This window comes from Thalassoglobus neptunius, assembly GCF_007859735.1.
Taxonomy (GTDB): domain Bacteria; phylum Planctomycetota; class Planctomycetia; order Planctomycetales; family Planctomycetaceae; genus Thalassoglobus; species Thalassoglobus neptunius.
The window spans coordinates 1-15,320 of sequence record NZ_SIHI01000066.1 but is presented as its reverse complement, the minus strand read 5'-3'; the positions used below and the strand labels follow the sequence as shown (position 1 = coordinate 15,320).

Here is a 15,320-nt window from a genome sequence, read left to right as displayed (position 1 = left end):
TCTTCGCATGCGAATACGGCTCGACATACTTGCGTCCAATCCGAAGCGACAGCTTTGCCACTTCCAACAACACATTCGTTCGTGGGGAATCACTCATCACCAGATTTTAGCGCATTCTCATCTCAGATTCCAGAGATGTTTTCAACAATGCATAAGTAAGTCAGTGTGCTGGAGTGGAGGAGAAGGTGGAGCCGTAGGCGGAACCTTCTCTGGAACGGAAGCACACTGAGTCGAAAATTCGGCAGGCGTCAACCCTCCAAGAGAGCTGTGCGGACGGCGGTGGTTGTAAGTCATCCGCCAGTCCTGAATCACATGGATCGCTTCAGTCAGCGTCGTGAACTCTTCACAGGCCAGGCATTCATCGCGAAAGCGGCTGTGAAAGCTTTCCACATAACCGTTCTCCCAGGGACTGCCGGGCTCGATATACGATGTGCCAACATCCACCTTCTCCAGGAACCCTCGAAGGCGTTTGGAAATGAACTCCGGCCCGTTGTCGCTTCGTATCAATTCAGGAACGCCCCGAATCGTGAACAGATCCACCAAGACCGAAACCACGTCATCGCCAGTCAAGTGTCGACTCACCTCCAGAGCAACACACTCGCGAGTATGCTCATCCACGATCGAAAGAATCTTCAACGGTCGACCATTGGCCGTCCTGTCGAAAATGAAATCCAGCGACCACACATGATCTTTTCGCTCCGCAATACGACGAGCAATTCCACCGGAGGAATCTCCCAATCGCCTGCGTTTTCGCTTCTTCTGGGGCACTTTCAATCCTTCTTGTCTCCAAAGTCGATAGACGCGTTTGAAGTTCACTTCCCAACCATCACGACGCAGCATGCGTGTGATCTGGCGATAACCAAAGCGAGGGAACTCACGCACCAACTCCACTCAAACAGTTTCCGGTGCACAAGGAGCGGTTTCCGTTTCGGTCAATTCGCTGACGTTCCAGATTGGACCGAATGCCAACCAGACAGCAGACATCGCCATCGGTCGTGTGAATCCGTCTTCACTCGGAGTTGGTGTCAATGGAAACCAGTTCGGGAACCTGAGCGAAGTGAATGTGACCACCGGTGCCGGAGCCCAGGATGCTCTATCTGTCGTCGATGCTGCAATTGACGACATCACCAACTTGCGAGGTGATCTCGGAGCGTTCCGGCAGAACACATTGAACGCGACAGCGAACAATCTGCGAGCAACGCTCGAAAACACAGTGAATGCAGAATCGGTCATCCGTGACACCGACTTTGCGGAAGAGATCGCGAACTTCACTCAGCAGCAAGTTCTTGTTCAAGCAGGAACGGCCGTGTTGGGGAACGCGACTCAGTTGCCGCAACTCGTCTTGTCTCTCCTCGGATAATCCGATCGTCAGCTTCTACCCCTCGACCCGTCCTGGAACGGATTTCGTGGACGGGTCAGTGTTTTTAATTCACTTTCGCCGCTTCTCGTACTCATCTGACCCCTTCTCATCTAATGAACATTTTATTAACGAATGGCACATCGGCTCGCGTGAATCGCTCAACTGAAAACATCTCGACTTCGGACTGCTCACGTCGCGTCATCTCCGAAGAAGAAACTTAAATCGCCGCTTGGAATTCAACAGGTCGCCAGCATGCTGACAATTGATGGACTCATCACAGGGATTGATACGGAATCGATCGTCAACGGTCTTTTGGAGATCCAGCAAACGCAAATTGACCGCTTGAATGTCCGACGGCAGGACGCCATCGCACAACGTTCTGCTTACGATTCCCTCGAAGCACAGCTACTGGCTCTCCAATCGACTTCTACAAGACTGGGACAAGGCGAACGTCAGCTCTTTCAGGCGCGGACCGTTGAGGTCAACGATGAAACGTCCTTGTCAGCAACAGCCACTTCGAACTCAGCCATTGGGTCCTATCAACTGACGATCAATTCACTCGCAAGGGCGCACCAGGTTGTTTCGAACGGATTCGAAGACACCGACTCCGCGATCACAGAAGGGACTCTCAGCCTCCGCGTCGGTTCGGGAACGGAAAGTACGATTACGATCGACTCCTCCAACAACACGCTGCAAGGACTCGTTGACGCGATCAATCTTTCGAATTCCGAAGTCGATGCGTCAATCATTCACTCGGACTCAAGAGGAACGACTCCTTACCGAATCTTCTTAAGTGCCAAGGAGACCGGGGCAGCAAACACAATCCAAATCACCAATAACCTCGGAGCCTCGTCCGGGTCCGCAACAGCTCCCACATTTGATTTCGACAACCCGGTGCAAGCAGCAACGGATGCTGAAGTTCAACTGGGAGAAGGGCCGGGAGCTTTAACGATTCATCAATCGACGAACCGGCTCACCAACATGATTCAAGGAGTGACCATTGATCTCCTCCGAGCCGATGAGACGAAACCGATCGAAGTTCGAGTCGCTCGCAACACTGAGCCGGCGTACGAAGCGATTACAGAATTCGTCGACGCTTTTAACGGGCTTATGGACTCCACTGACAGCTTAGTCCGATACAATGCCGAAACAGACGAAGCTGGATTGCTGAACGGCGACCGGACGGCAATCTCCATTCAAAACGAAATCCGAACGCTCATTCTCGATGTCGTTCCCAACGTCGGTAGCCATGCGAATCGGTTGTCGGCATTGGGGATTTCAGTCACGGATAACGGCAGGCTTTCCGTGAATTCCGGGCGACTTCAATCTGTGCTCGCGGGCGAAGACGCTGAATTTACAGATCGCGATTTAATTCGTCTGTTTACATTGACAGGTAATAGCACGCATCCAAACGTTAGTTTTCTACTGGGGTCATCGCGAACTCAACCGAGCGACTCGCCTTACGAAGTTGACATTACCCAAGCAGCCGAACGGGCTATTATCACCGGCGATGCCAGTCTTGCAGCCTCGACGACTATTAACTCAGGGAACAACACGCTTCAAATTAAAGTCGACGGTGCAACTGCAGATGTCACACTACAGTCTGGTGACTATACCGCCGCAGAACTTGCAGAACTTCTTGAACGAACGATCAATCAACACTCCGAACTTTCCGGCCGACAGGTTTCCGTCTCGCTCGATTCATCAGGTCAGCTGAGAATCCAGTCTGACAGCTTTGGATCGATTTCCGAAATTGCGATCCTCGACGGAACAGCCCTTTCTGAACTTGGACTGACGCAGAACCCGAGTGACACGGGAGTCGATGTCGCTGGGAATTTCCTCGTGAACGGACAAGTCGAAAGTGCCACAGGTCGAGGGCGTCTGCTCACCGGCAATGCGGACAACGAGAACACAGGCGATCTTCAACTTCGTGTGACTCTCACTCCGAGTCAGGTCAGCGCCGGGGCAGATGCAGAAGTGACAGTCACCAAAGGGATCGCTTCCCGACTCGGCGATTTGATTTCCCGACTCACTCGAAACGAGTTTGGCCAACTCTACACAGCCCGCGAGTTGTACGATCGCAGAATTCTCACCATCGAAGAAACCATCGAACGCCAACAGGCCATCTTCGACGAGCAGCAAGAGGATCTCATTGCCCAGTTCGTCACACTCGAATCATCAATCAGTGAGCTTCAGAACACGAGCAGCTTTCTGGCTTCGCAACTTGCGAGTGTCTCTCAACTCAGTTTCTCGTGAAGTCCTTCGAAGTTCTCAAGTTTCACTGAAACTCATTCCGTCCCCTTCTCTTCTCGCAAAACGAAAAGACGTTCCGAATGCCTCAGTACAGTCCCTACCACTCGTCGACAATTCGAGACTGGACACGAATTGACATGCTGTTGAGTCTCTATGGCGCCGCCGAAGATGCCCTGACATCAATGTCGACTGCGATCGAGGCCGGAGAAACGATCCTCGCAGCTCAATCTCAGATCCGGACAATGAAACTACTGGTCTGCATCCTCGAAGGAATCGAATCCGAACAGAACGAGATCGCTGCCCAGATTCAACAACTTTGTCTGTATATGATCGACGAGGTCGCACAGCACACGCTCGTCGGAGCCGCGAACGCACTCAAAGTTCTCAGACTGCTTCACGAGGGTTTCCAGGAGATTCGGGAAGAAGCGATCATTCTGGAGTCGAACGGAACCATTCCAAAACTGAGCCCAATCCAGGAAACCACTCTCGCCACGGGTTAAGCGATTGTCGAGGACTCTCAGATCTCGCGCGAACCGGTTTCTTCCATCGAGGTAAGCGACGCTACTTACTCGTAGGCTGAGAGGACTGATTCAGGAACGTGCCCCGGTTGAAGTCCAACAGTTGGAGCGAGTGTCTCAGGACGGAAAATCCTCGAAGATCAAGCAGCTTTTTGCGAAGGTTGTTGATCGGCTGAGCGAATTCGCTGTTCTGCGGCGATCACTTCCAAGACAAGGTTTCGATAATCCTGGGAACCTGATGATGCCGGATCGTATTTGAAGATCGAAGTTCCGTGACTCGGGGCTTCGGCGAGTTTGATGTTTCGACGAATTTTCGACGCGAAGACTTGAGCATTCGCCCACGGAGCTTCCGGATCACTCTGTTCAAGAAAGAACATGAGGTCATCCGTCACGTCCGCGGCAAGGCGTGTTCCTGTTTCATACAAACAGAGAACAACACCTGAAACACGCAGTTCTCGATTGAGGCGGCGAGTCACGAGCGCTGTCGTTTCGAAGAGCTTCGAAAGTCCCTGCAATGCGAAAAAGTGCGGTTGCAACGGAATAAACACTTCGGTCGCGGTGGACAGAGCGTTGATGGTGAGAACGCCGAGCGACGGCGGACAATCCATCACGATGTAATCGAACTTCTCGCTGGCACCCGCTGCTGCGAGTGCCTTTCTCAGAACGAATTCGCGACCATCAGCGTCGACGAGTTCGAGTTCGGTCGCGGCCAGATCGATGTCCGCGGGCGCCAACCAAAGATTCTGTTCGATGAGTTGGATCACTTCGGTGAAGGTCTTCCCGCCTGCGAAAACCTGATAAATCGAATTCGTCCCGCCGGCAACGTCGATTCCAAGATGGAGCGACGCATGAGCCTGGGGATCGAGATCGATCACGCACACCCGCTTGCCCTGCTCGGCAAGTCCGGCAGCAAGATTTACACTCGTGGTGGTTTTGCCGACACCACCTTTTTGATTCATGACAGCGATGACTCGCATCCGTGCGCCTCGATTTTCGCTGGAAAATTCTAAAAATGAATGACTGACCGCAGTGAGATCGCAATTCCGCGCAAACTGGCAGAACTTTTTCGCCGAGTGCTACACTCTCCCAAGCGTTGCACGTTGCAAATGACTGTTCCGAATGATTGTTCCGGCGGAATTCTGCACTATATCTCTGTCTCCACCTTGCTGAAAGATGAGTTCTTCAAATGAGCGACCTCCCCCAGAAAGAAGTGCAGTTTCTGCGAGAGGAGATCAGACGACACAACCGGCTCTATTATGTCGAGTCGAATCCGGAAGTTTCGGATGTCGAGTTTGATCGACTTCTGAAGCGTCTGGAAGCACTCGAAAAAAAGTTCCCGGAACTCGATTCTCCCGATAGTCCCACCCACAAAGTGGGTGGAGAGCCGATTGATGGCTTCGAAACGGTTCCCCACCGCTTGCCGATGCTCTCGATCGACAATGTTTTCTCAATTGAAGGAGTCCGGGAATTCGATCAGAAAGTTCGCAAACTTCTTGAGGTCGAAGAAGTGGCGTACTCGGTGGAGTACAAAATCGATGGTGTCGCACTCGCACTGGTATACGAGAATGGACAGCTCGTCAGAGGGGTGACGCGGGGTGACGGTCAGAAGGGTGACGACATCACGCAAAACGCCATCACAATCGGCGGCGTCCCCCTGAACCTCGAAACAAACGATCCGCCGGAGCTACTCGAAGTCCGGGGAGAAGCATACATCGCCAACTCTGACTTCGTGGAACTCAACAAGATTCAGGACTCACTGGGGCGAGAAGCATTCAAAAATCCCCGCAACACAACTTCAGGCGCACTGAAGCAACTCGATCCCAAACAGTGTGCGGCGCGACGTGTCCGGTTCTTCGCTCACGGCGTCGGCGCATTTGACGGAATTCAATTCCGTGATCATCACGACTACCTCAAACATCTTCGAGAATGGGGAATCCCGACGACTCCCCATGTGCAATCAATGAAGGGAATTGACGCCGCCCTCGAGCATTGCCAGACGATGATGGAGAACTTGCACGAACTCGACTTCGAGGTCGACGGGCTCGTCATCAAAGTCAGCCCATTCGCCGATCGAGAACTCCTCGGAAACACATCGAAGAGCCCGCGCTGGCTGATTGCCTACAAATGGGAACGCTACGAAGCGACAACACAAATCGAACGAATCGAGATTCAGGTTGGAAAAACGGGAGCACTGACCCCTGTTGCTCACTTGGAGCCTGTCGAAATCGCAGGCACGACGGTCTCTCGATCAAGTTTGCACAACCGTGATGAACTCGAACGACTCGGCGTCATGATCGGTGACTTTGTTGTCGTCGAGAAAGCTGGGAAAATTATTCCGCACGTCGTCCGAGTTGAAGAGCACCGACGAACCGGAAATGAAGTCGCTTTCGAGTTCCCGGAACGCTGCCCCGTCTGTGATTCTCCCGTCATGCAGGACGAAGGAGGAGTTTACATTCGATGCGTCAACCCAGCGTGCCCGGCCCAATTGCGAGAAAGCCTTCGCTACTACGCTTCCCGGCAAGCCATGGATATCGACGGCATGGGAATTAAGGTCATCGAACAGCTGCTCGACGCGGGGTTAGTCAAAGGTTATGCAGACCTGTACAAGCTTCGAGAACTCCGCGAACAACTCTTAAATCTCGATCGCTTCGGCGAAAAATCTGTCGACAAACTGCTCGACGCGATTGATGAATCGAAAGATCGCCCGCTGTGGCGATTATTGACCGGGTTGAATATCCGGCACGTCGGTCGCAATAACAGTCAGGTGCTTGAAAACCGCTTCGGAACGATTGACGTGATCCGTGCTCAGTCAGAAGAGTCGCTCGCTGACGTTCACGAGATCGGCCCGGTCATCGCAAAGTCGGTCCATCAGTTCTTTCATTCTGATTTCGGAATTGAGATCATCGAACGGCTGCGTGAATGTGGACTCAACTTCGGAACAGAAGTGCAAGAGTCTGATTCTGAGACCGCCTCCGAGGAATCCCCCGTTCTCGACGGACAGACGTTCGTTGTGACAGGAACTCTGGAGCATTACACGCGAGATGAGATTCACGAGCTGATTCGACAACATGGCGGAAAAGCATCGAGTAGCATCTCCCGGAAAACGACTTCCCTCATTGCCGGAGAACAGGCAGGAAGCAAACTGGAGAAAGCCAAGAGCCTCGACGTTCCTATCATCTCCGAGGTCCAATTTTTGGAGAAGATTGGGAAGGCACCCTAATCGCCGAATCGAAAACCCCAAAGGAGGGAGCAGAAATGAACGTCTCCTCACGACCGAGTCCACCTGAGAGACCGGAGTCTGGGCACAAGGGAACTTTCGGACGGGTGCTGATCATCGGCGGTTCCCTCGGAATGAGCGGATCGATTTCCCTTGCGGGAGCAGCTGCATTGCGATCAGGAGCTGGACTCGTTTATCTGGGTGTCCCTCGATCAATTGTCGGCATCGTCGCAGCCTTCGAACCTTCCTATATCACCGTCCCGCTTCCCGATCAGGAATCGGGAGTCCTGAGCAAGTCCGCTCTTCCAAACCTCATGGACCATGCTGAGGGGAAAGATGTCATCGCTCTCGGTCCGGGATTAACACAGTCGTCGGAGACGGATGAAATCGTCACCGCGATGTATCAATCCTGTTCTCAACCGATGGTCATTGACGCGGACGGGCTTAACGCTCTCGCCCGCTTTCCCGAACAACTCTCCGAGCACAACGGTCCCCGCGTCCTCACCCCTCACCCCGGAGAATTTGCCCGGCTGACTGGCCAGAGCATTGACTCAATACAAAACGATCGACAGGACGTCGCCACGCGATTTGCGAAGGAGCATGACCTGACCCTGGTTCTCAAGGGGCCTGCCACGATCGTCACTGACGGCGATCAGGTTTACGTGAACAGCACTGGAAATTCCGGAATGGGAACCGGAGGAACAGGCGACGTTCTGACTGGAATCGTATCCGCTCTCATCGGTCAAAAAATGCCCCCGTTCTCAGCTGCCCGGTTCGGTGTCTATCTGCACGGTCTGGCCGGAGACCTCGCTGCCAATGAACTCACAGAGCCGGCATTGATCGCTTCTGATTTGCTTCGATTTCTTCCCGCAGCCTGGAAGCAAGTGATCTGACCGGATGATTCTCTCTGGATCATTCCCGTAATTCTGAGGCAACCTGTAACGGTCACGCACATTCTCCATTCAACCCCTCTTCCATGAATGGAAATATCGCTACTGGCTACCCATCCTCCTCACAGCGCCCGTCTATTGCGTCGATGAATGGAGTGCGACCACTTAAAAGCACGACGGTTCTCGCAACGAAAGCCATCACAAGAAGGAGCAATCCACGGACGGAGGTCGCTGTCTCGAATTCGGACGTTCCAGCACAAATCTCAGCATGGGGCTCGCAATGATCGTTGCGAAACCATCCCTGCTGACTGAGATCATGCCGGAACAGCCATCAGAAAAGACTGCCTTCACGGTCGCCAACACGCGGAGTTTTTGCGTCATGCCTCACATCAATGACGGCCACTCAAATTCAATCAAAAGTCCTTCCGACTCCGCTGCGGTTGCGTCTTCGTCCGGCAATGTCACAAGTTCTCTCGAGAAGAAATATCAGCACTGGCAGTTCCTGTGGAATTCCAAGCAAGAGGTGATTGACTCGCTTCTTGACGAACTTGAGACCACCATGAAATTGTCTCAACATGTTTCTAACACACCACTTCGGATCATCGACACCACTTCGGATCATCGACACCAGTCCTGATCAAGCTGCAGGCTCTTGACGAGGACGTTTCTTCTGATCTTCTGAACACAAAATTCATTGGACTGACCTTGACGAAAATGAGCCTCTGCAATAATTAGTTTGTGTCCAACAACAAACTAATGAGAGATTCTGTCTTGGTTCGCCCGCGTACGATCAGCGACGAACAGATTCTGGAAACCGCCAAACGGTGCTTTCTGGAGCATGGGCCGTCCGTGTCGACCGACGCAATCGCCGCCGAACTTGGTGTTTCCGGGCAAGCTCTTCTCAAGCGATTCCATAATAAACAGGAATTGATGATCGCCGCTGTCGGTCCATGCACGGCGAAAACATGGACAGATCTTGTCGAACGTGGACCAGACGACCGCCCCTTCGAAATCCAGCTGCGCGAAATCCTCGACGAGCTTGCGATATTTTTCGTCGATGTCGTGAAACGGATGAACGTCTTACGGTGGAGCGGTGTCGACATGCACAAACTGATGAGTCAGTTCGACGAGCCCCCACCAGTGCGAGACTTACGGGTTCTGTCCGCCTATCTGAAACGAGCCGCTGCCAAAGGGCTCATTCGGGCGGTCGACTACTCAGCAACAGCAATGCTCATTCTGACATCAATGCATGGACCTGCCATGCTGACTGAGATCCTCGGCTCAAGTCCGACCGGGCAGACTCAGAACGAATACATTTCTCATTTCATCGACACACTTCTTCACGGTTTGATCGATCATTCATCTTCGGAACAAGACACATGATCTCTGCTTCGCTGTCAATCAGACGTCCGAGCGGTCGAATCGTACGACTGTTCGTGAATGTCATTGCCTCGGTGATGATTCTCGCCATCGGCGGATTCACATTTTTCGTCTTCGGTCAGAAGCCGGAAATTCCGAAAGAACCCGACCGCAATGGAGACGGGGCTGCGCTCGTTCGCACCGTCGAAGTGGAACAGTTCGACGGCCAGTTCGAAATCAACCTCGATGGAGAAGCCTCTTCGTTTCGCGTTCTGACCATCGGAACGGAAGTCGAAGGGCGGATTATTGAGAAATCGGACAAGGCGCGCAGCGGCCAGTTCGTCAGCGAGGGAGAGTTACTCTTTCAAATTGACGACCTTTCTTATCGCCTCGAAGTCGAACGGATTCAGGCCCAGCTGGCGCAAACGGACGAGGAAATCCGAGCACTGAACGTCGACATGGACAATCAGGCCACGCTGATTTCTCTCGCTGAAGAAGACCTTGAACTCAAACGGAGAAATTTGCAGAGAGTCGAAAGGCTTCGCCAACGGGAAGCCACAACCGACACCGATCTCGACAACGAACGTGCTCGCGAACTTGCCTCACGCAATCAGCTGCGAGTTCTTCAAAATCAATTGCGGGCAATGACCCAGCAGAAGCAAACGAAACTTGCCAGTCGCAATGTCATCGCCGCGACCCTCAAGCAAGCAGAGCTTGATGTCGAACGATGCCGCATCGTCGCTCCAATCTCTGGACGAATCGTTGACGAAATCGTCGAAGAAGGAGACCACGTTCAGGTAGGAACGGATCTCGTTCACATCAGTGACGGAAGTCGAATGATCATCCGATGCCAATTGGAAGCGACCGAGTTGGCATGGATCTGGGAACAGCAAACGGCGGGAATGTCGCAAGCCGATCAAACCGATCCCCCCACCTCCATCGATCCCATTCGGTTGAAACCGGTTCCGTGTGAGGTTGTCTATCAATTCAACGGAGTCGAAACGATCTGGTCAGGCGTTCTCGATCGTTTCGAAGGAGCCGGGCTGTCGAAAGAGACGCGCACATTCCCGTGCCGGGTCCTCGTCAGTGATCCGGAACAGACTCGTGTTGAATCGCTGGAAGGTGCTCGACTCAATTTTCGCATCCCAACACTTCTCAGTGGAATGTATGTAACGGTGCGAATTCCCATTTCAGTAGCGTCGTCGTTGATGTCTGTTCCGATCGAAGCTGTGCGGCCCGGCGGAAAGCTATGGGTTTCCCGCGATGGTCAACTTCAAATCCACCCGGTGACTGTCGCCCGCACAATTGAAGACCGGGCCATCATCCGCGATCTCACCTCGAACTTATCCGTCGGCGATCGCATTATCGTTTCGCCGCTGGCGGCCGTCGCCGATGCAATGCCTATTCGAGAAGAACCAGCTACCGGCACCGCATCTCTCGATTCAGAATCCCCTGCCCCAAACAGTGACGAGAACTCCCTATGAAGTCGATGGTCGCCTGGGCAATTCAACACACCCCGACCATGAATTCCATCATGGTGGTGGTGCTCTTCGTCGGAATGTTTGCGGGATGGCAACTGCGGCGAGAAGAATTCCCTCAGTTCGAACTGGAAATGATTCTCGTTTCCGTTCCCTATCCCGGTGCAAGTCCCGAAGAAGTCGAATCGGGAATCTGTCAAAAGATTGAAGAAGCGATTCGCTCTGTCGATGGCTTGAAGAAGGTGACCTCTGTCGCTCAAGAAGGGGCGGCCAATATTGTCATCGAGGTCGAAACAAGCGTCCCTAGCGTTCAAAAAGTCCTCAACGAAATTCAATCGGAAATCGACCGCATTCCGAGCTTTCCCGATTTGGCCGAAGAACCCGAAGTTCAACAGGTCACGCTCCGTAACCCTGCAATCACCGTCGGAATTATCGCGAACCGCTCCGATGATGAAGATTTCGAGTTGAAGCTGCGATCGGTCACCGAAGGGATCCGAGATGACCTCCTTCAGATTCCGCAGGTCTCCGTCGCAGACATTGTCGGGGAACGTGATTATCAGATCGATGTCGAAATCCCCGAGCAATCCTTGCGCGAGTATGGGCTCACGCTGACCGATGTTGCCAATCGAATTCGTCGTCGAAACCTGGAACTCCCCGGAGGAAACATCCGCGACAACAGCGAGACCTTCCTCCTTAGAGGAAAAGACAAACGCATCCACGGAGAAGACATTGCCGCCATTCCGATCATCACGCGCCCCAACGGGGTCGTCCTCACTGTTGATGATTTAGGGACCGTGCACGACGAGTTCATCGACTCCCCCTCGATCACCAGCATCAACGGCAGACCGGGACTCGCAATTCAGATCAAAGCTGCCGCCCGCGAAGACCTTCTGGCAATGACCGCGGCTGTGAGAGAATACGTTGAAAAGAACCCGCCTCCGTCCGGGTACGAATTCGCCGTTTGGGGTGACGCATCGATCGATGTGCGAGACCGACTCGATTTGCTCAAACGCAACGGGCTTCAAGGTCTCTTTCTGGTCTTCATGGTTCTCGCACTGTTCCTTGAATTTCGACTCGCATTCTGGGTGGCGATTGGAATTCCGTTCTCGATCCTCGGGGCCTGTGCCATATTGTGGCAGTTCGATCAGACCCTCAACATGCTTTCAATGTTCGCCTTTCTGATCGCCCTCGGAATCGTGGTCGACGATGCAATTGTGGTCGGAGAGAACATTTACGCGCATCGGGAACTCGGAAAACCCAACCTGCAAGCTGCCATTGATGGCACTGCCGAAGTTGTTCCATCCGTGACGACATCGATTATCACAACCGTCTTCGCGTTCATGCCCATGTTTTTCGTTTCCGGAATCATGGGGAAATTCTTCGCGGTCCTTCCGCTCGCGGTGATCGCGATGCTTGTCATCTCCCTGTTGGAGAGTGTGACAATTCTTCCCTGCCACCTTGCTCACGGAAGCGGAAAGCCGTTCTTTCTGACTGCTGGACTCACGCAATTCACGAACCGCGTTCTCGATGTCATCATCAAATCCCTCTACACACCGACCGTTCGCTTCTGTCTGGCCAACACTCTGATCACCGTCAGCATCGCGGTCACCATCGTCATCTGTTCGGTAACACTCGTGGCGAATGGAACCGTTCCGAGCGTCTTCTTTCCGAAACTCGATGCTCCGGAAGTGATTGCGAAAATTGTCTTTCCGGACGGAACCCCGAGTCAAGTCACCGATCAAGCCACGCAGGAAATTGAATCGGCGATCAACACCATCAACGAAAAGTATTCAGAGCCCAGCAATCCGCTCATCCGGGCTGTTCTGAGAACCGTCGGAGCACAAGCGGAAACCGGCGGACCACCCGGCGCATCGGGATCGAGTTCCGGAAGCCACATCGGTTCAGTTCAGGTCCAACTTGCTGAAAACACACAGCGAAACATTTCGAGTGAAGAAATCGCAGCCGAATGGCGGGAACTCGTCGGGGAAATTCCGGGGATTGAGTCATTGACCTTCGGATCGATCGCACGCGGACCGGGCGGAAAACCGATTGAATTCAAATTGCTCGCCCCGGCGGAATACATGGATGAACTCGAAGCGGCCGTCGAAGAAGTCAAAATAGAGCTCGCCAAATATCCCGGGGTCAGAGATGTCGACGATGATTCCCGCCCGGGAAAAACGGAAATTCAACTCACTGAGAAAGAATCCGGAAAGGCACTCGGCGTCCCGCTCGAATCGATCGCCCGCACCGTCCGTGCTGCGTACTACGGGGAAGAAGTCATGCGACTTCAGCGCGGTCGACATGAAGTCAAGCTGATGGTGCGATACCCCGAAGAAGATCGACGTTCTGTCGCCAGCTTGAGCGAAATCCGAGTCGATCCCGGAGATGGAATTCAGCGTCCACTTTCAGAAATCGCCAATCTGAATTTCCAACGCGGATATTCTGAAATCAACCGGATTGATCAAAGGCGATCGATCACCGTTTCCGCCGACATCGATGAGAACGAAGGCAACGCCAAGCAGACAGTTCTTGAACTTCAAGCGGAGTACATGCCCGAACTCCTCAAAAAGTACCCGCATTTGAGTGTTCGATGGGAAGGACAACAGGAGCAGGATACGGAATCTGTTCAGAGCCTGATGATCGGACTCCTTGTCGCGCTCTTCGCAACGTTCGTGCTCCTCACGATGGAGTTCAATTCCTACGGCCAACCCTTAATCGTGATGAGTGTCATTCCGTTCGGCGTTGTTGGGGCGATCTGGGGACATGCGTTTCTTGGGTTGCCACTGACACTGTTCAGCATGCTCGGACTTGTCGCTTTGACCGGTGTCGTTGTGAACGACTCGATCGTTCTCGTCGACTTTATTAACGCAAGATCACGAGCTGGGATTTCCATCGAAGATGCCGCTGTCGAAGCGGGACAACGGCGCTTCCGCCCTGTCCTTTTGACCTCTTTGACCACAATCGCGGGACTGCTCCCAATCTTGACGGAGCGGTCATTCCAGGCGCAACTTGTGATCCCGATGGCGACCAGCCTCTGCTTCGGACTGGCGCTGTCGACATTGCTCGTGCTGGTCCTCGTGCCGACGTTTTACGTCATCTATGGACGGCTGTTCGGCATCAAGGCTGCCCACCACGACATCGCAGAAGCTCTTAGCGAAGACTCCTCGTCCCCGACATCTCCGCAACTGGCGATCGACTCGAACATCCTGAACAATTGAGTTCAGGATCGTTCCTGCTTCAACTGACGAAAGTAGTCCGGCCATGTAACGTGTTCGCGTCCGGCTGCTTGCGCGAATTGGCTTGGATTGTTGAAGGCTCCGTTGTGAATTCCTTCGTAGATTCCGGCGATCACATTCCCGATAAACTCGCCGAGTTCAGCGACTCGATCTTCTCGAAACTGATCGACGGTCAGCTCCCGATATTTCAGATCGAGTCCAAAGGCTTCATTCAAATAGGCAGTCAGTTGTCGTTGCGTGAGATGCTCACCGTGCAGGTTGTAGGTTTGATGATTGTGCTTTGAATCTGTCAGCATCTGTGCATATGCGAAAGCGAGTTCCGGCCGAGTCGTGTATCCACATAGCCCGTCGCCTGCGCAGTTTGCGACTTCTCCGCTCTTCTCATACTGGTCGATGTAATCAATATCCGGCTCGATATAGATTCCATTGCGGCCAATTGACCATTGCAGCCCGCTGTTGCGAATATCCTCTTCCGTTTGCCGATTGCTTTGCACAATTGGCGAGAAGCCAGTCTTCTCCTCTGCTCCCTGAATACTTGTGTAAACGATCTTCTCAACACCGGCGGTACGGGCAGCATTGATGACATTCCGATGCTGGCCGATTCGTTCATCAGGAGCAGCCATCCCGGAAACGAGTAGCACCGTGTTCACTCCCTGAAGGGAACTTTCCAGTTCGGATGACTTGGTGTAATCGCCCGGGCGGATTTCGACTCCGAGCGATTCCGCATTTGCCGGAGTTCTCGCGAGACCAATGACGGTTTCGTCGCTGAAACTCTGACGAATCGCCTTCACAATTTCGGAACCGAGAGCACCACAGGCAGCCGTCACAGCAATTTCGGACATCGATATTCCTCTTAGAGGCTATCCGGAAACTGAGGTTTTGTGAAAGTCTGGTTTTGTTCACACTTTGCGGTTCATCAACGCAAAGGAGTGCACGGTGTCCGAGGCGATTCGAAAAGCGTACCCAAGTGACCTGACTGACCTTCAGTGGGAGATGATCGAAATGATTC

Annotated in this window: 12 protein-coding genes; 9 read left to right on the top strand and 3 right to left on the bottom strand. The window is 53.1% G+C overall.

Annotated elements, in window-relative coordinates:
* Positions 1-141: 141 nt before the first annotated feature.
* Positions 142-882: an IS3 family transposase gene (locus KOR42_RS24260; RefSeq protein WP_146512423.1), complete on the bottom strand. Its 741-nt coding sequence runs from the start codon at positions 880-882 to the stop codon at positions 142-144.
* 175 nt (positions 883-1,057) lie between these two features.
* On the opposite strand from KOR42_RS24260, the gene KOR42_RS24255 reads away from it, so the two are divergent.
* The 3 genes from KOR42_RS24255 (at position 1,058) to KOR42_RS24245 (ending at position 4,113) form a co-directional block, all read left to right on the top strand.
* On the top strand, positions 1,058-1,360 hold the full coding sequence (locus KOR42_RS24255; RefSeq protein WP_231741112.1) for a flagellin: 303 nt from the start codon (positions 1,058-1,060) through the stop codon (positions 1,358-1,360).
* Positions 1,361-1,612: 252 nt separating this feature from the next.
* Entirely contained in the window at positions 1,613-3,616 is a 2,004-nt protein-coding gene (gene fliD, locus KOR42_RS24250; RefSeq protein ID WP_146512421.1) for a flagellar filament capping protein FliD, read from the top strand.
* Between the two features lie 77 nt (positions 3,617-3,693).
* Positions 3,694-4,113, top strand: a complete 420-nt coding sequence (locus KOR42_RS24245) for a hypothetical protein (protein ID WP_146512420.1) — start codon at positions 3,694-3,696, stop codon at positions 4,111-4,113.
* A 158-nt stretch (positions 4,114-4,271) separates the two neighbouring features.
* On the opposite strand, the gene KOR42_RS24240 is transcribed toward KOR42_RS24245, so the two are convergent.
* Entirely contained in the window at positions 4,272-5,108 is an 837-nt protein-coding gene (locus KOR42_RS24240; protein ID WP_146512419.1) for a ParA family protein, read from the bottom strand.
* Positions 5,109-5,317: 209 nt separating this feature from the next.
* Here KOR42_RS24240 and ligA point away from each other — a divergent pair, with 209 nt between their 5' ends.
* The 6 genes from ligA to KOR42_RS24210 all read left to right on the top strand — a co-directional run bounded on the left by ligA (position 5,318) and on the right by KOR42_RS24210 (position 14,293).
* Positions 5,318-7,351 (top strand): NAD-dependent DNA ligase LigA, encoded by a 2,034-nt coding sequence (gene ligA, locus KOR42_RS24235; RefSeq protein WP_146512418.1) that lies wholly within the window; start codon positions 5,318-5,320, stop codon positions 7,349-7,351.
* A gap of 35 nt (positions 7,352-7,386) precedes the next feature.
* A complete protein-coding gene (locus tag KOR42_RS24230) occupies positions 7,387-8,241 on the top strand; it encodes an NAD(P)H-hydrate dehydratase (RefSeq protein ID WP_146512417.1) in 855 nt (284 codons plus the stop codon).
* 277 nt (positions 8,242-8,518) lie between these two features.
* A complete protein-coding gene (locus tag KOR42_RS24225) occupies positions 8,519-8,875 on the top strand; it encodes a hypothetical protein (protein WP_146512416.1) in 357 nt (118 codons plus the stop codon).
* A gap of 134 nt (positions 8,876-9,009) precedes the next feature.
* Positions 9,010-9,621, top strand: coding sequence for a TetR/AcrR family transcriptional regulator (locus KOR42_RS24220; RefSeq protein WP_197441541.1), 612 nt, complete (start codon positions 9,010-9,012; stop codon positions 9,619-9,621).
* Positions 9,618-11,081 carry an efflux RND transporter periplasmic adaptor subunit gene (locus KOR42_RS24215; RefSeq protein ID WP_146512414.1) on the top strand — a complete coding sequence of 488 codons (1,464 nt, stop codon included), beginning with the start codon at positions 9,618-9,620 and terminating at the stop codon, positions 11,079-11,081. The genes KOR42_RS24220 and KOR42_RS24215 overlap by 4 nt, the downstream gene beginning before the upstream one ends.
* A complete protein-coding gene (locus KOR42_RS24210) occupies positions 11,078-14,293 on the top strand; it encodes an efflux RND transporter permease subunit (RefSeq protein WP_146512413.1) in 3,216 nt (1,071 codons plus the stop codon). Before KOR42_RS24215 ends, KOR42_RS24210 begins: the two co-directional genes overlap by 4 nt.
* Before the next feature lie 2 nt (positions 14,294-14,295).
* Here KOR42_RS24210 and KOR42_RS24205 read toward each other — a convergent pair whose 3' ends face one another.
* Positions 14,296-15,153 carry an NAD(P)H-binding protein gene (locus KOR42_RS24205; RefSeq protein WP_146512412.1) on the bottom strand — a complete coding sequence of 286 codons (858 nt, stop codon included), beginning with the start codon at positions 15,151-15,153 and terminating at the stop codon, positions 14,296-14,298.
* Positions 15,154-15,320 lie beyond the last annotated feature (167 nt).